At 70.5% G+C, this 15,302-nt stretch carries 15 protein-coding genes; 4 read left to right on the top strand and 11 right to left on the bottom strand.

Annotated features, from left to right (window positions below; genetic code table 11):
• Positions 1-40 precede the first annotated feature (40 nt).
• The 3 genes from JMJ55_RS04265 (at position 41) to JMJ55_RS04255 (ending at position 2,562) form a co-directional block, all read left to right on the top strand.
• Complete coding sequence (locus JMJ55_RS04265) at positions 41-709, top strand: hypothetical protein (protein ID WP_202824221.1); 669 nt, start codon at positions 41-43, stop codon at positions 707-709.
• A 114-nt stretch (positions 710-823) separates the two neighbouring features.
• Positions 824-1,024: a hypothetical protein gene (locus tag JMJ55_RS04260; RefSeq protein WP_202824220.1), complete on the top strand. Its 201-nt coding sequence runs from the start codon at positions 824-826 to the stop codon at positions 1,022-1,024.
• Positions 1,025-1,644: 620 nt separating this feature from the next.
• Complete coding sequence (locus tag JMJ55_RS04255; RefSeq protein ID WP_202824219.1) at positions 1,645-2,562, top strand: site-specific integrase; 918 nt, start codon at positions 1,645-1,647, stop codon at positions 2,560-2,562.
• Positions 2,563-2,743: 181 nt separating this feature from the next.
• On the opposite strand, the gene JMJ55_RS04250 is transcribed toward JMJ55_RS04255, so the two are convergent.
• The 8 genes from JMJ55_RS04250 to ltnD form a co-directional block, all read right to left on the bottom strand.
• Entirely contained in the window at positions 2,744-4,576 is a 1,833-nt protein-coding gene (locus tag JMJ55_RS04250; RefSeq protein WP_202824218.1) for a recombinase zinc beta ribbon domain-containing protein, read from the bottom strand.
• Complete coding sequence (locus tag JMJ55_RS04245; protein ID WP_202824217.1) at positions 4,566-6,320, bottom strand: tetratricopeptide repeat protein; 1,755 nt, start codon at positions 6,318-6,320, stop codon at positions 4,566-4,568. Before JMJ55_RS04245 ends, JMJ55_RS04250 begins: the two co-directional genes overlap by 11 nt.
• A complete protein-coding gene (locus JMJ55_RS04240) occupies positions 6,320-7,753 on the bottom strand; it encodes a tetratricopeptide repeat protein (protein WP_202824216.1) in 1,434 nt (477 codons plus the stop codon). Before JMJ55_RS04240 ends, JMJ55_RS04245 begins: the two co-directional genes overlap by 1 nt.
• 10 nt (positions 7,754-7,763) lie before the next feature.
• Positions 7,764-8,117, bottom strand: coding sequence for a flagellar biosynthesis regulator FlaF (locus JMJ55_RS04235; RefSeq protein WP_202824215.1), 354 nt, complete (start codon positions 8,115-8,117; stop codon positions 7,764-7,766).
• A gap of 110 nt (positions 8,118-8,227) precedes the next feature.
• Complete coding sequence (locus JMJ55_RS04230) at positions 8,228-9,061, bottom strand: flagellin (protein WP_202824214.1); 834 nt, start codon at positions 9,059-9,061, stop codon at positions 8,228-8,230.
• A gap of 96 nt (positions 9,062-9,157) precedes the next feature.
• Complete coding sequence (locus tag JMJ55_RS04225) at positions 9,158-9,742, bottom strand: class I SAM-dependent methyltransferase (RefSeq protein ID WP_202824213.1); 585 nt, start codon at positions 9,740-9,742, stop codon at positions 9,158-9,160.
• A 35-nt stretch (positions 9,743-9,777) separates the two neighbouring features.
• On the bottom strand, positions 9,778-10,011 hold the full coding sequence (locus tag JMJ55_RS04220) for a hypothetical protein (RefSeq protein WP_202824212.1): 234 nt from the start codon (positions 10,009-10,011) through the stop codon (positions 9,778-9,780).
• A gap of 64 nt (positions 10,012-10,075) precedes the next feature.
• The gene (ltnD, locus tag JMJ55_RS04215; RefSeq protein WP_202824211.1) at positions 10,076-10,972 is read right to left on the bottom strand and encodes an L-threonate dehydrogenase; all 897 of its coding nucleotides are present in this window, start codon (positions 10,970-10,972) and stop codon (positions 10,076-10,078) included.
• A gap of 114 nt (positions 10,973-11,086) precedes the next feature.
• Between ltnD and JMJ55_RS04210 the strand changes: the two genes are divergently transcribed.
• Complete coding sequence (locus JMJ55_RS04210) at positions 11,087-12,418, top strand: NAD(P)H-dependent oxidoreductase (protein ID WP_202824210.1); 1,332 nt, start codon at positions 11,087-11,089, stop codon at positions 12,416-12,418.
• A gap of 7 nt (positions 12,419-12,425) precedes the next feature.
• Here the strand turns inward: JMJ55_RS04210 and JMJ55_RS04205 are convergent, their stop codons facing one another.
• From JMJ55_RS04205 to JMJ55_RS04195, 3 genes are read right to left on the bottom strand one after another with little or no spacing between them, the layout of a single operon-like run.
• Positions 12,426-12,920 carry a GNAT family N-acetyltransferase gene (locus JMJ55_RS04205; RefSeq protein ID WP_202824209.1) on the bottom strand — a complete coding sequence of 165 codons (495 nt, stop codon included), beginning with the start codon at positions 12,918-12,920 and terminating at the stop codon, positions 12,426-12,428.
• Entirely contained in the window at positions 12,917-14,191 is a 1,275-nt protein-coding gene (locus JMJ55_RS04200) for an MmgE/PrpD family protein (protein WP_202824208.1), read from the bottom strand. Before JMJ55_RS04200 ends, JMJ55_RS04205 begins: the two co-directional genes overlap by 4 nt.
• A gap of 8 nt (positions 14,192-14,199) precedes the next feature.
• On the bottom strand, positions 14,200-15,159 hold the full coding sequence (locus JMJ55_RS04195) for a Bug family tripartite tricarboxylate transporter substrate binding protein (protein WP_202824207.1): 960 nt from the start codon (positions 15,157-15,159) through the stop codon (positions 14,200-14,202).
• Between the last annotated feature and the right edge of the window lie 143 nt (positions 15,160-15,302).

Genomic DNA, 15,302 nt, shown 5'->3' with positions numbered 1-15,302 from the left:
ACCCGGCGCAGACGTGGCGCCGGAACGGGAGAGTATTTCCTTGCCGAATACAACACCGCCCGGCGCCGCCACTCGGCGGCTGCACCACTACACCTCCTATTCTCGCCTTGGCTCGATCGCCGCCCGCGGTCTTGCATTCGGCGAGGTTTCCTTAACGTTTCAGAGGGTGATGCAAGGGGTCTGGCTGACGGACGACACCGATCCCGCGGGGCACGGCTTGATCGAGGCGAAAAGAGAGGTACGCATCACGGTCGAACTCGATGCCGCCGACGGCAGCTTGCACCATTGGCCCGATTGGGGCCAGCGGCACCTCGACAGTCGTTTGTACCAGGCACTCGACCGTACGGGGAGCGGCAAGTCCGCTCGCTGGTGGGTCTACTTCGGCATCATCGCGCCAGAGCGCGTCGTCGGAGTCGTGGACCTGCGCCGTGCTAGGCGGCCTATTATCGTTTGGCGCACCACTCCCGCCGACCTGCTCGTCGAGCGATTGGTGATGATGAAGCAGGTCGTCGGGGCACTGCCCGGCTCGATTCCTATCCTCAATGTGTTGGCCGAAGGCAACGTTCTAGCGCGGTGGCTCGGCCCTTCGGAGGAATTTCAACTCTGGACCACCCGCATGTCGGGCGGCTCGCCTCGTTGCGACAGGCTGTCGCCGCGCTGCCCGGTCCGCGGCCAGAATTGGAGTTGCTGGACAATGGCGACGTACTAGCACGGTGGCGCGGATGAACGCCCCGAGCCGGGCGTGTGCCGTACGGAGAACCATTAAAGTTCGCATTGCGAAGCGCTTTTTGCGTCGGCCGCAGTCGGCGTTGCATCTCGCCTTGTGAGCCTCGACGACATCGAGCACGCCTCGATCCTGTTTTCCGCCAAGCTGTCGCCGCAGGAGGAGAAGGCCCTCATCGATAAGGAGGCGGTGCGCCGGTCGCGTGAGTTCGAAGCCATCCTGCAATTCTGCTACCGCTGCATTATCCGCAGTCCGGACTTCGGCGTCACGTGCTTCTGGAACGTCTATGACGGCGAGTAAGCCCGGTTCCTCAAAAGGTTCGTGGAGGAGCACGGGCTGGCCGAAGTGGAGTTGCAGTACGTTGACGTGGGTATCGGCCACATCGTTCGCCCGCAGAAGCACCAGAAGCTCGACGGCGAGGCCGCCGCTGTACGGGACGCAAAGTGGCGCAAATCCAACCCCGAGCGCATGCGGGCTCATCGAGAGCGCGAGAGGCCGAGAAGATAGCGAGCGGCACGTACCGTGGGCGCGGTCGCCCCAAGGAGGACAGCGGCGCGGAGGCGAGCCCATGACGGTGTAGCGGCGCGCGCGGGACCGGCACGATGACGGCCAGTACATCTCCCTCCCGATCTCGCGGCGCGACCTCGACAAGGTACAGGCACCTCCCGGGTCTCAGATTGCTGGCTCGCGGTCGCCGTCGGCCGCGCAGTCGTCCCTCGTCCGGAACACAAAGCGGAACCGGCGACAGAATGAGTTGACCGGCCGAAGGCTGGCGCCCGATAATCGAAGTGTATCGGTCGTCAGGGGCGCGGATGGGCGGAACTTCGTCGGGACTGGATCGGTGTCAGGCTACCGATGACCCGACGATCCCGGCACTAGCCGATGCCTTCGACGCAGCACGGACGGCATCGCCGGAGGCGTTGATCGCCTGGGCTCGGGCCGAGGATTACGCCCGGGCCTCGCGCGCCACCGCCACCCGCCGCGCCTACCGCTCCGATTGGGTGCACTTCGAAGCGTGGTGCCGGACAGACGGTCTCGCCTCCCTCCCGGCCACGCCACAGATCGTCGGCGCCTACCTCGCCGCCCACGCCGCTGCGCTCGCCCCGACGACGCTCAGCCGTCGCATGTCGTCGATCGCCGTCGCGCATCGTCTGGCCGGGCACCAACTCGATACCCGACACCCCACAGTGCGCGACGTGATGGCGGGCATTCGCCGCGAGCGCGGGACGGCGCCGTTCCGCGCCGCCCCCGCGACGACGGACATCATCCGTCGCATGACCGCCGCCTGTGACGTAGAGACGCTAATCGGGTTGCGCGACCGCGCCCTCCTTCTCGTTGGCTTTGCGGGCGCGTTCCGCCGCTCCGAACTCGTCGGCCTCGACCGCCGCGACCTCGCCTTCGGCCCTGAGGGCGTGCGGATCACGTTGCATCGCTCGAAGGAGGATCAGGAGGGTGCGGGCGAGGTGGTAGGGGTTGCGCGGGTTGACGGCTCGCCGACGTGCCCGGTGGCGGCACTGGAAGCGTGGCTGATCGCCGGGAGCGTCCCTGAGGGAGCAGTGTTCCGATCTGTCGATCGGCACGGCCGGGTCGCTCCGACCGCGCTGGATGACCGCGCGGTCGCTCGGGTCGTGCAGAAGCTCGCCGCAGCGGTTGGGCTCAACCCAACGATCTACAGCGGCCACAGCCTCAGGGCCGGGTTCGCTACGAGCGCCGCCGCGCACGGTATTGAGGAGCGCCGCATCGCCAAGCAGACGCGCCACAAGTCGGTGGTCGTGCGCACGTACATCCGGGACGGCGAGGTGTTCGTGCACAACGCTTCGTCCGAAGTCGGCCTATGAACGCGGCCGAAAAAACCGAGAACACCAGAGGCAGGTCCGGTGGAGAACTCCATTTCACCACGATTGGGGCCGTGCTCAGGAATCCAGTACACATGCTCTAGGGATTTGAGGGCGGTGCTGGGCAAGGAAAGCCCAAGGGTCGGCACTTTGGGGTCTGGACAGCCCTGCGTGGGAAGCGCGGTCAGGTATAGCGGCGGGTGAAAGTGGCCCGGCGGTCAGGGAACCGCCGTCCTAGGGCGAGGGAGTAGCGTTCGAGCAGCGGGTCGGCGGAGTGCTGTGTTAGGCGGCCATCAGCGTGCTGCCAGAGCCATTTGCCGCACAGGTCTGCGTAACCCGAGAACGTCCCGTCCTCGGCCGAGATCACCGTGACCTTCGTACCGCCGCCGATCCAGATCATCGTCTCGCCCGGCGCCAGGGCGATGCTGTCGATGATGGCCCGCAGGGCTCCGTTGATGTCGGCCCTTGCCTCGGCGCGCTCCTGCCCCTCGCCAAGGCTGGTCGCCATTGTGCAAAGGCGCCGCACCGCCAGGATATGCTCCCCCGCCCCGGTAACGTTGGCCTCGGCGCGCTGGCGCTCCTGGGCAGCGAGGAGATCACGGTTCAGCGTGGCCTTCTCCGTGCGCCACTCGGCCAATTTGAAAGCGATGTCCTCCTCCGTAACATCGTCGCGGTCCATCAGCGCCGAGGACCGCTTGGAGATGAATTTAAGCCGGGCGGTGATCCGCTCAATTTCGTCCGCAATGGTCGGTTGGCTCGATTTGGGGGCGAGACTGCCGGGCTCGAACAGCACACCTGTGCAGGCGTCGAGCACCTGACGCTCGATCTCCAAGTAGCGGATCGCCGCCTTCTGGACGCACCCGGTGCCGTTATGGGCGGACCGGCACCGGAGCCATTGATAAACAGTCTCCCGGCCGGTCGGCCGGTACCGCCGGAACACCATCGGACCGCCACAGGCGGCACAATGGACGAGAGACGAGAGCATGTTCGGGAACCCGTCGCCCCGCCGCCCGCCATGACCGGCTCGCCGCCCGCCGCCGAACTGCCCGCGCCGTGTTGCGATGGCCTGCTGGGCGGCCTGGAAGCGCTTCTCAGTCATGCCGGGGACGACGGGGTAGACGACATGTGTCTCGCCCTGCCGCTCCACCAAGGCGCCGGTTTCGCCATCGACCTCTGTCCATGTCAATTCGCCGAGCAGCCGCCGGTCGTGCAGCAGCGATGCCACGGTGGCGACGGACCATCCGCTGGACCCCCGCTCAGTCCTGAGGCCCCAGGGCGCGCACCGCTCGTCACCCGTGAGCCAGTCGCGGTTCAAACCATTCACGATTGACCAGACGCCCTGCCGGTGAATTTCCCGAAACACCCGCTCGATCACGTATAAAGGGCCAGGGAGGAAGTCGTAGGTGCGCTTCGGATCGCGCTTGTCGCCGACCGTTACAAGCCAGCCCGGCGTGTTGGCCGTCGCGGGCCTGCCAGTCTCAATCGCGAGCTTCTGTTTCTCGCGTTTGGCGAACCGGACGTTGCGCGACTTGGTGGCCGACTCCTCATGACCGATGCCCAACTGGATCAGAGCGAAGGCCAGGATGATCGACCCGCCCGGTCCGTCGATGACGGCGGCATTGATAAGCTGGTTCGACTTCTTGATAAAGAAGCCGATCCCCGCGTGGATCAGGTCGCTGAACAGCCGCTCGGCCCTGGAATTCTTCATACGGGTCAGACGGGTCCATTCGTCGAGGATGATGACCACGCCGCGCGGCACTTGATCGAGGGCGATCCGCCTGAGCAGCTTGCCCATCTCGCCTCGAAAGACATTCTCGCCACTGTAGCCGGACAGGCCGTGGTCCACCAAGGGATGGGGATGCAGGGGCAGACCGACCTGCTGGGCGATGTCGGCATCCGACCGGGAACGCTCCTGCCGGTCGAGGCCAGTACCCTCGATCTGGGTGACGGTGCTGACTCGGCGGTAAGGCTGAGCGTAGGGACGGCTAGGATCGAATGTCACAGCATCAGCAGGCATACGGCACGTCATAACGATCGCCGCTGGCTTTCACAATCGTCGCTGGCTTGTTGAAACAGCCGAAGGTGACCGCCCCGGCCGCGAGCGCCGGCAGCGGCCCGACCGGCGGGGCATAGGGCGGCGCCAAGGCGCAGACATAACCATCCGGCAGGCGCAGCAGCCGCTCGGTGTAGAAGACCTCATGCCCCGGCGGCGTCTCCCGGTCATCGGTCAGCATCCCGTTGCATTCGGCCAGGCCGAGCGTGCCGAATTGTGCGCCCACCCATTTCACCTGCACCGGCGCCGGCCGGTGCCGCAGGACGAAGGGCCGGCCGCCCTCGCCATAGCCGCCCATCTCGATCAAGATATCGACGCCATCCGCTGCGATCTGCGCCGCGATCGCCGCATCCTCCAGCGCGCCGACTTCCCGCCATAGGGCACAACGGGCGCGGAAGCGGGCTGCGAGCGGGTCGCTACGCGGCTTGAGGGAGTAGGCAGCGAGTTCGAATTCCGTCTCCGGCAGCGCCTCCAGCCCCGCCAGGGTCAGCCACCCGACCGGATGCTGGCCGAGTCCGCCCGAGAGCAGCCCGACCCGCAGCCTGCCGCCCTCCGGCCGGCGCCGCGTGACCAGGGCCGGGACCGGCGGCAGTGCCGCCTCGATCGCCTTGGCCGCCGCGCGCAGCCCGGCGGCCGTGCCGGCGACGGGGTGGTAGGGCAGCACCGCGATGCGGTTGACCAGGGCTGCGACCCCTCCCCCCGGCAACGCCGCCTCGGCCGCGGCCAGCGCCGCCTCCTGCTCGCCGAGGGCGTTGAGCGCCAGGGCGCGGTTCTGCAGCAGCGTCGGATGCGGACCGAAATCCGCGATGGCGGCGGCCAGCACCGCCTCCATGGCCGCCGGCCGGTTGGCTCGCCAGAGCACCGTTGCCAACCGGTTCCTCAGATCGAGGTCGCTCGGCCGGCCCGCGATGGCGGCACGCAGCACCGCTTCCGCCTCGGCGGTGCGCTCGGCCCCGGCAAGCGCATGGCCGAGCGCGGCCTGCACCTCCGGCTGTTCCGGCGCCAGCATGGCAGCGACGCGCAGTTCCGCCAGCGCCGCCTCCGGCTGCAGCGCCAGCTCATGCAGCCGGGCCGTGGCCAGAGGCCAGCCGGCGGCGAAGGGATCCGCCGCCGCCCGTGCCGCGAGTTCGGCCAACGCTGCCTCCGGCCCGCGCGCCGCCAGCGCTGCCTCGGCGAAGAGACGCGCCGCCGCAGCATGGGCTGGTCGCAGAGTGAGCACTCGCGCCGCCCCCTCCAGTGCCGCCTCGGCCGCCCCTTCAGTCAGATCGAGCCGCGCCAGGGCCAGTTCCAACTCCGGCTCGGCCGGGTCGTGCTGCCGCGCCGCCACCAGCAGCCGGCGTGCCTCCATCCGGTCGCCTGCTTCCTCCTCCAGCGCCGCCAGCGCGGCGAGCGCCGGCACATGGCCCGGATCACAAGCCAGGGCACGCCGGAGCAGCTGAGCGGCCCCCGCCGCATCACCCCGCAGCCCGGCGATGCTGCCAAGGCGAAAGGCTGGCTCGGCAAGATCCGGCAAAGCCTCCATCGCCGCCTCCAGATGCGGCACCGCCTCGGCAAGGCGGCCGAGCGCTTGAAGCGCCAGGCCGAGATTGAGCCGGGCGAGGCTTCCCCGGTCGGGATCCTCCAGCGCTTCGGTGAGCAGCGGCAGCGCGGCCTCCGGGCTGCCGTCCCGGAGCGCCTCGATGCCCGCCTGATAGGGGCCGGCCAGCATCAGTGCGGCGCCGGCCGGGCCAGCACCAGCAGCCCCGGCACCGGCCCATCCTGTTCCAAGCGGAGATCCTCCTCCCGCTGCTCGAGGACGGAGAGGCCAGCCGCGGCGAGGCAGCGGGCGAGATAGCCCGGCGCATGGGCATAGCGGCCGGCGGGACCAAGCCGCCAGTCGGGACCTCCCCCCGGCAGGCGCTCGACGCTGAAGGCCAGCAGTCCGTCCGGCGCCAGGGCCTGGCGGCAGAGGCACAGCACCTCCTCCAGCCGGCCGAGATAGATGAAGACATCGGCGGCAATGATCACCGCCTGGGGCGGCAGGCCCGCGCGCAGCGCCTCGCTGATCTCGGCATGATGCAGCGCGGCATAGAGATGCTTGACCGCCGCCTGTTCCAGCATGCCGGGCGAGATATCGATGCCGGTCAGCGGCCCACCCAGAAGGTCCGCAAGCGCCACCCCGACCAGACCCGTGCCGCAGCCAAGATCGAGCACCGGGCCGAGCTTCGCCTCGCCGCTGGCGACGTCGGGCAGGTGCCGCTCCAGCAGGCGCCGCATCAGGCCAGGCACCCGATATCCGAGGGCCAGCAGCGATTGCTCGAAGCGGGGCGCATAGCCGTCGAAGACGGCGGTGAGGTAGGCATCGGTGGCACGCTCCGGCTCCATCCCCTCTGCCGCTGCGGCCAGATGGGCGAGATAGCCATTGCCCGGCGCCAGCCGCGCCGCGGCGGCGAAATGCGGCGCCGCCTCCGTCATGCGGCCCATGGCCACCAGCGCATGGGCCAGCACGCTGTGCAGCGAGGGATCGGCGCCGCAGGCCGCTAGCGCCTCCCGCGCCAGCGCCGCCGCCGCCGCCGCATCGCCGGTGAGCAGGGTGTTCTGCGCCCGGAGCGCGGCATGACCGGGATGGGCCGGCTCGGCGGCACAGCAAGCGGCCAGCAATTCGGCCGCAGCCTCGTGCCGTCCGGCCCGCATGAAGGCTTGGCCGAGTCGCGCGCGGATGCCGGGATTGCCGGGATCGCTCGCCATCGCCTCGCCGAGGAACCAGATCGCCTCGTCGAAGCTGCGGCGTTCCAGCAGGGCGGTGCCGAGCAGGGCCTTGGCCGCCGGGTCCCAGGGCGCGGCCATCACCGCTGCCGCCGCATCCTCGACCGCACCATCGCCCTGGCCCCCGGCCAGGCGGATACGGGCGCGGAGCTGCCGGGCCATCGGGCATTCGGGATCCTGGGCCAGCGCCAGATCGGCGGCGGCCTCGGCCTCCTCCAGGCGGCCGAGCGCGGCCAGCGCCTCGCCGCGCAGCAACGTCGCCGGGCGCTCCAGCCCTGGCAGCCGGGCCAAGCGGTCGAGCATCGGCAGCGCCTCACCGGGCCGCCGGTCGCGGAGGAGCTGTCGGGCGCCGGCATGCAGCCGGACCGCCAGGGCGGAATTGGCTTGCTGGGTCATGGCCATCTCCTCAGCGCCAGAGGGCGGCGGCGAAGTGGTCGTTCATCTCGGCGATGAAGCCGAGATCGGGCTGCTCGGCCGCGCATTCGCGGACAACCGCCATCGCCACACCGGCGATGCTGGCGCGCAGCTCAGTGGGCAGGCCGTTGCCGGGATCCAGCACGGCGGCCTGGACGGCATCCCAGAGGCGGCGGTTGTCGGCGATGGCGCGGGCATGGGCGAGCGGCCCGCCCGTGGCGCTTTCACGGATGGAGCGGTTGGCGCGGGCGAAGACCTCGGCCTCCATCTGCTTCTGCGAGAGGCGGCGGCGATAGGCGGCGGCACCCTGGCTGGGCGGAGGGGTGTATTGGGGTTCGGGATGCATGCGCAGCAATCCTTGCTGGAGGGGTGCGCGGGGCGAGGTGCCCGCCGGCCTCCTGCCGGCTTCACCGCGGCGCGCCCGCGGGCGGGCGGCGGGACGGCACGGTCAGGGAATCAGCGGAAGAGGCTGAGGAGCGTCTGCGGCGCCTGGTTGGCGATGGAGAGCGCCTGGGTGCCGAGCTGCTGGCGGATCTGCAGCGATTGCAGCTTGGCGGATTCCTTCGCCAGATCGGCATCGACCAGGGCGCCAATGCCGCTCTGCTGCGCGTCGATCTTTGACTTGTTGTAGTTGATCTGGCTGTCGATGAAGTTCGAGTAGCTACCGAAGTTGTTGAGCTGGCTGAGCGTGTTGGTGATCGCCTTCGAGATCGCGCCGGTCTTGGTCAGCGCCGAGGAGGCGTCGCCGCGCGTCCAGGTATTCGCCTGGGACACGGTGTTGAAGATGTTGGTGATCGCCTTGTAGCCGCTGAAGGTATAGGTCTCCCCGCCGCCGTTGCGCACCACCTGGTTGGCAAGGTTGGCCGGATCCTTCAGCACGTTGGTGCCGTTATAGCTGGCGTCGTTGATGAAGGACTGGATGTTGTTCGTCAGCTCCTTCGCCTGGGACTGGTACTGCGTCCGCTGCTCGGTGGAGATCGTGCCGTCGGCCAGCTTCACCGCCACCGTCTGCAGTTTTTGCAAGGTGTTGGAGACGTTCTGCAGGCTGGCCGAGGTGACGTCGATCAGCCCCTTGGCGCCACCGAGCTGTTCATTGGCCGAGGTATTGGCTGCCACTTCACCGCGCACCCTCTCGGCGACGGCATAGGCCGCGCCGTCATCCTTGGCATCGGCGACGCGATAGCCGGTGGAGATGCGCTTCTGGGTGGCGGTCAGCTCCTCGGCGGTGCGGTTGAAGGAGGCGAGCGCCACCTGGGCGCCAGCATTGGTGATGACGGAGTTCAGCGGCATGCGGGTTTTCCCTCTGGTCGCAGGCCCGGGTCGTCCGGACCATGCGAGCACTCTCCAGGGGCGAGGTGAAAACCCGGTTAAGGCGCCGGCGGGTGCCTAGGCCGGGTCGAAGCCATGCGCCGCGAGATCGGCGGCCAGCATCGCGGCATCGAGCGGCCGGCGCGGCGCCAGCAGCGCCAGCGTGCCGGCACTGCCCGCGAGGTCATAGTGCCGCAGCAGCGGCGCGTGATAGGCGACGCGGGGCCAGAAGTCGTGCACCAGCAGCGCCGCGCCGGGGGCAAGGCGCGGCGCGCCGGCCAGCGCCGCGGCGACTCGGAACCGGCCATCGACCAGCACCAGATCGACCTCCCCCGCCGCATCCCATGGGTCGCGCCAATAGGCCGGCCAGCGTGGCAGGTGGGAGGCATCGGCCGGCCAACCCCAGGCGCCGGTCGGGCCGATATCCACATGCAGCAGGCGCAGCCGGCCGGCGGTCAGCGCCTCGGCGCAGGCAGCGTCCTGCCCCAGCCGTTCCAGCCAGGCGCGGTCGCTATCCACCGAGAGCAGCCGCGGCAGCCCGGCCCTGAGCAGCAGGCCTGTGCTGCCGCCGCAGCCGAATTCGAGGCCCGCGCGGCGGTCAGCAGCGGCGGCGGCGAGCAAGGCCTGCTCGGCCGGGGTCATGGCGGGCGGGAGGGGATCCATCCGCCCAGCCTGCCCGCGCCCGGGTTAGCGAAGCCTCAAGGGTGGAGCGCGATCCGGTAGTTTTCGGACAAATGTGCCTGCGGCGCCTCCCCGGGCGCCGCGAGCAGTTCCGCAAGGCCCCAGGACAGGGCAAGCGCGAGGAAGCCGGCCAAACAGGCCTCCTGAACCGGGCCGAGCCCGGCGATGGTGATGCGCAGGCCGCCGGGCACCGGACGCGGCGCCGGGCGCGGCGGGATGTGGTTCGGGTCGAGGGAGGCGATCATCGGCATGGGCCGATGAGAACAAAGACCGAACTCCGAATCAAGGGTTAATGTTCATGCCATGTTCTGTATCTCATCCCTCCCCGGGCAGGGCAATCCCGGTCAGCGCCTGATAGGCCCGGATGACGAAGGCATCGTCCTTGCCGCCATGCCCCTGGGCGCTGGCCGAGACGAAGAGCTGCAACGCCTGGGCCGCCAGCGGCGCCGGGAAGGCGACCGAGCGTGCCAGGTCGCCGACCAGGCCGAGATCCTTGACGAAGATGTCCACCGCCGAGCGCGGCGCCTCATCGGCCTCGAGCACATGCGGCATCCGGTTCTCGAACATCCAGGAATTGCCGGCGGCGCCGATGACGATCTCGAACAGGGTGCGCGGGTCGAGACCGGATTTGATGCCGAGCGCCATCGCCTCGGCCGCCGTCGCGATATGCACCCCGGCGAGGAGCTGGTGGACCACCTTCATGGTGCTGCCGAGGCCGGGCGCGTCGCCCAGCGTCCAGACCTTCTTCGAGACCGCGGCGAGGATCGGCCCCGCCTTCGCCATGGCCTCCGGGCTGCCCGAGGCCATGACCGTCATCGCCCCGGCCCGCGCCCCAACGGCGCCGCCCGAGACCGGCGCATCGACATAGAGGAAGCCCCGCGCCTCGGCGATTCCGGCCAGGCGCCGCGCATCCTCGGGCGCCATGGTGGAGGAGACGATGACGACCGCGCCGGGGGCGAGGCGCGGCGCCGCGCCCTCCGGCCCGAACAGCGCCGCCTCGGCCTGGGCAGCGTTCACCACCAAGACCAGCACGCCCTCGGTGCCCTCCGGCAGCGCCGAGGCGCTGGCCGCGGGGGTGCCGCCGGCCGCGGCGAATTCGGCCCGCGCCGTCTCCCGCGGATCGACCCCCGCGACCTCCATCCCGCCCGCCTTCAGCAGGTTGAGGGCGGCGCCCATCCCCATATTGCCGAGCCCGATCACCGCGACGCGCATGCGCTGCCCCTCCCTGATGAGGTCGAGGCTCCGGCGGTGGCGTGGTGGCGTCAAGCAGTGGCCGCGGTCGCAACGCTGCTCTAGCCTTTCCCGCCAGAGAGGGAAGGAATGGCCATGAACCTGCACGCCATGCTGCGCCGCCGCGCGGCCGAGGGCCGTCCCGTCACCGTCGGGATGATCGGCGCCGGCAAATTCGGCTCCATGTTCCTCGCCATGGCGGCGCGCAGCCCGGGGCTCCAGGTGGCCGGCATCGCCGATCTCTCCATCCCCCGCGCGCGGGACGCGCTGGCGCGGGTCGGCTGGGAGGCGGAGCGCTATGCCGCCGCCTCGCTGGATGCGGCGCTGGCCTCCGGCGGCACGCATCTGACCGAGGATGCGATGGCGCTGATGGCGGAGCCGCGCGTCGAGGTCATCGTCGAATGCACCGGCAACCCGGCCGCCGGCATCCGCCATGCGCTGGCGGCGATCGAGGCCGGTAAGCATATCGTCATGGTCAATGTGGAGGCCGATGTGCTGGCTGGGCCGCTGCTGGCGGCGCGGGCCCGGGCCGCGGGGGTGGTCTACTCGCTCGCCTATGGGGACCAGCCGGCCCTGGTCTGCGAGCTGGTCGATACCATCCGCGCCATGGGCCTGCCGGTGACCGCCGCTGGCAAGGGCACCAAATACCTCCCCGCCTATCACGAGAGCACGCCGGAGACGGTCTGGGGCCATTACGGGCTGACCGAGGACCAGGCACGCCTGGGTGGCATGAACCCGCAGATGTTCAACTCATTTCTCGATGGGACCAAGTCGGGGATCGAAATGGCGGCGATCGCCAATGCCACCGGCCTCGCCCCGCCGCGCGACGGGCTGCTCTTCCCGCCCTGCGGCACCCAGGACCTGCCGCGCGTCTTCGCCGGCGCTGGTGGGGTGGTGGAGGTGATCTCCTCGCTGGAGCGGGACGGACGCCAGGTGGTCGGCGACCTGCGCTGGGGCGTCTATGCCGTCTTCGAGGGGGAGACCGATTATATCCGCCGCTGCTTCTCGGAATACGGCGTGCATACCGACGCCTCCGGCCACTATGCAGCGCTGTGGCGGCCCTATCACCTGATCGGGCTGGAACTCGCCGTCTCGGTCGCCTCGGTCGCGCTGCGGCGGGAGCCGACCGGGGCGCCGGAGGCCTGGCGCGGCGATGTGGCGGCGACGGCGAAGCGCGACCTCGCGGCGGGCGAGGTGCTGGATGGCGAGGGTGGCGCCATGGTCTGGGGCAAGTGCATCCCCGCGGAGCGGTCGCTGGCGCTCGGCGCCCTGCCGATCGGCCTCGCCCATGGGGTGCGGCTGACCCGGGCGGTGCCACGCGGGGCCACGGTCGGCTGGGCCGATGTGGCGGTGGACGAGACGAGCGAGGCCGTGCGCATCCGCCGAGCCATGGAGGCCGAGGCGGCGCCGGCGCGGGCGGCGGAATAGGCCGGGCTCAGACGAGGCGCAGCGCCATGAGGAATTCGTCGTGGTCGTGGCCCGCGACGCGGAGCGCCCGTGGCTCCCGCCCATAGGCGCGGAAGCCGAGCCGTTCATAGAGGCGGAGCGCCGCCGCATTCCCGGCGGTGACCGAGAGCCGGACCTCCTCCGCCCCCGCCTCGCGCGCTTCCGTCAAGGCCGCCCCCAGCAACGCGGTGCCGAGGCCGGCGCTGCGTGCATCCGCACGCACATAGAAGCCCCAGATGATCGCCTTGTGGTGCAGCTTCGCCATGCCCGGCCGCATCAGCCCCACCATGCCGGCGAGCGCCGCATCCTCTCCCGCGCCCCAGACCGCATTCGTCGCCAGCCGCTCGGTGAACCAGTCGAGCGGGCGGGCTGCCTCCTCCGCCCAATCGGCGGCGAAGGCCTCCGGATGCAGGCGGAGCGCCTCCAGCCGCAGCGCGCGATAGGCGGCGGCATCGGCGGGGCCAAGCCGGCTCGGCGCAGTCATGGGCGGAAGGCGTCGAAGAGCTCCGCGGTGGAAGCGAGGCGGTCCGGGTGGCGCGCCATGTCCCACATCCGCTCCCAGCGGTCGCCATGAGTCGGCTCCACGCTGCGGCGGAATTTGTCGCGCAGCGCCGATTCGGGTAGCGGCCGGTCGGGGTCGCCGGGGGTGCCGCAGACCACCCGTTGCCGCAGGCCGCCATCGGCCAGGCGCAGCGTGAGCCGGCATAGCCGCTCCGCCGGCTGCCGCGCCGTATAGGCCGGGTCCTCGACCACGGCAATCTTGGCAGCCAGCGCCCGCGTCGCCGGATCGGCGATCGCGGCCTCGGAGAAGGCCTCGATCCAGGCATGGCCGCAGATGATGCGCGTCGCCACGGTGAAGGGGATGGAAAAGCGGCCGGCGATGGGCGCCACGGGCGCGCGTTCGGAGAGGGTGGCAGCGGAGGCGAAGGTGGCGACCTCAATGGCCTCGACCTGGTCGGGAGCGATGGGGGAGTCGGCCAGCAACAGCTCGATCGCCTCCAGCGCGCCCTGGGTCTCGCGGCAGCAGCTCGCCTGCTTGAGGAAGCTCTCCAGGATGAACCAGCGGCTCGCGCCAGCCTCATAGGCGGCTGCGTCGAAACCCGAGCCGATGACGCCGCCGAAGACCACCGGGATGCCGCCCGGCTCGCCCGTTACCCCCGCTTCCAGCAGATCGACGGCCAGCAGCCCATTCTGCGCCGCCGCCCCGGCATAGACATTGCGGACGGAGCCGCCGCGCAGCGAGGCGGTGGCGCTGGTGGCGAGGCCGAGGCTGGCGGCGAGATCCAGCGCCGCCCCGGTCCGCGCCGCATCATGGCCGCGCAGGCTGGCGACCGCGGCCGCGGCGCCGATCACGCCCCAGGTGCCGTGCGGATGCGCCGCCGGCCGGAGGCGCATGGCATGGCCGACGCGCGAGCCAGCCTCATAGCCGGCGATGACGGCGGTCAGCAGCGCCTCGCCCGTGATCGGGCGCCCCGCCGCCTCGGTCAAAGCGGGGGCGACGGCATGGATCGCGGGATGGCCACCCGCGGGATAATTCCCCTCATCCAGCTCCACCGCCGTGCCGGCGAGGCCGGTGAGGAAGGCGGCCATCGGCGGCGGCGCGGCCCCGGCGGCGCCGAGCAGCGGCACGCCGCCCGTCGCATGGCGCGCGGCAATGGCCCGGACCTCCGGCTGCGCATGGCCGGCGACGATGGCGCCGAGCGTATCGGCGAGGATCAGCCCGGCATGGGCGCGGACATGGTCAGGGATCGGCATCGGCAGACCTATTCGAGGCGCGCCAGCTTGCCCTGCTGGACCAGGCCGTGCCAGCGCTCGACATCGGCGGCGAACCAGCGGCCGAATTCCGCCCCGCTCGGTGGCAGCGGCACGGTGGAAGATTGCCGCAGCTTCTCCTGCACCGCGGGCAGCGAAAGGGCGTGCAGCACCGCCGCCTCCAGCCGGGCCCGCACCGGCTCCGGCGTGCCGGAGCGGGTGAAGAAGCCGAGCCAGATGAGAAACTCGAAGCCGGGCACGCCCGATTCCGCCAGGGTCGGGACATCGGGGAATTGCGCCGAGCGCTCGCGCGCGGTGATGCCGAGGGCGCGGACGGCACCGGCCGTCACCTGTCCGGCCGAGCTGCCCATGCCATCCAGCAGAAAGGCGATACGCTGGGCGATCAGGTCGGGATAGACGGCGCCGGAGCCGCGATAGGGAACATGCGTCATCTCGACACCGGCCTGGGCCGCCAGCAGCGCGCCGGCCAGGTGGCTGCCGGTGCCGGGGCCGGAGGAGCCGAAGGTCACCTCCCCCGGCCGCGCTCGCGCCGCGGCGATCACGTCGTGCACGCTGCGGAAGGGGCTCTCGGGCGAGACCACCATCAGGCTCGGCACGGCGCCGAGGCTGGCGACGGCGGTGAGGTCGCGCAGTGGATCGAAGGGGATGACCTGCAACGCGGGCGCGGTGGCCAGCGAGATGGAGCCGAGCAGGATGGTATAGCCATCGGCCCTGGTGCCGTTCGCCACATGGGCCGCGCCGATATTCCCGCCGGCGCCGGGGCGGAGTTCCACCACCACGGACTGGCCAAGGAATTCGCCCATTGGCCCGGCTATCACCCGCCCCAGCACATCGGCCGAGCCGCCGGGTGCATAGGGCACGACCATGGTGATCGGGCGGTCGGGAAACGTCTGGGCGCGCGCGATGGCGGGCGCGGCAGCGGCGAGCGCGAGCAAGCTGCGTCGGTACATGGTCGTCATCCTCCCGGCTGGAGCGACGGCCGTTTCCTACCCTGTCCGGAGCGCGATCGCCGGTGGTGGAACCGCAGCGTCGATCACGCAATTGGACGACAATCTAGGGCGGCTTATGCAGAGGTCAATTCACGCGGTAAAAC

Origin of the sequence: Belnapia mucosa (assembly GCF_016775475.1) — a bacterium.
Classification (GTDB): domain Bacteria; phylum Pseudomonadota; class Alphaproteobacteria; order Acetobacterales; family Acetobacteraceae; genus Belnapia; species Belnapia mucosa.
The sequence above is the reverse complement of the archived record's forward strand: the minus strand, read 5'-3'. Positions and strand labels throughout refer to the sequence as shown.

Bases quoted from the DNA above. Each gene is read 5' to 3' on its own strand.
- JMJ55_RS04210 (WP_202824210.1), top strand. From the start codon at position 11,087: ATGAACCTGCACGCCATGCTGCGCCGCCGCGCGGCCGAGGGCCGTCCC.
- JMJ55_RS04230 (WP_202824214.1), bottom strand. From the start codon at position 9,061: ATGCCGCTGAACTCCGTCATCACCAATGCTGGCGCCCAGGTGGCGCTC.
- JMJ55_RS04240 (WP_202824216.1), bottom strand. From the start codon at position 7,753: ATGACCCAGCAAGCCAATTCCGCCCTGGCGGTCCGGCTGCATGCCGGC.
- JMJ55_RS04250 (WP_202824218.1), bottom strand. From the start codon at position 4,576: ATGCCTGCTGATGCTGTGACATTCGATCCTAGCCGTCCCTACGCTCAG.
- JMJ55_RS04245 (WP_202824217.1), bottom strand. From the start codon at position 6,320: ATGCTGGCCGGCCCCTATCAGGCGGGCATCGAGGCGCTCCGGGACGGC.
- JMJ55_RS04220 (WP_202824212.1), bottom strand. From the start codon at position 10,011: ATGCCGATGATCGCCTCCCTCGACCCGAACCACATCCCGCCGCGCCCG.
- JMJ55_RS04205 (WP_202824209.1), bottom strand. From the start codon at position 12,920: ATGACTGCGCCGAGCCGGCTTGGCCCCGCCGATGCCGCCGCCTATCGC.
- ltnD (WP_202824211.1), bottom strand. From the start codon at position 10,972: ATGCGCGTCGCGGTGATCGGGCTCGGCAATATGGGGATGGGCGCCGCC.
- JMJ55_RS04195 (WP_202824207.1), bottom strand. From the start codon at position 15,159: ATGTACCGACGCAGCTTGCTCGCGCTCGCCGCTGCCGCGCCCGCCATC.
- JMJ55_RS04200 (WP_202824208.1), bottom strand. From the start codon at position 14,191: ATGCCGATCCCTGACCATGTCCGCGCCCATGCCGGGCTGATCCTCGCC.
- JMJ55_RS04225 (WP_202824213.1), bottom strand. From the start codon at position 9,742: ATGGATCCCCTCCCGCCCGCCATGACCCCGGCCGAGCAGGCCTTGCTC.
- JMJ55_RS04235 (WP_202824215.1), bottom strand. From the start codon at position 8,117: ATGCATCCCGAACCCCAATACACCCCTCCGCCCAGCCAGGGTGCCGCC.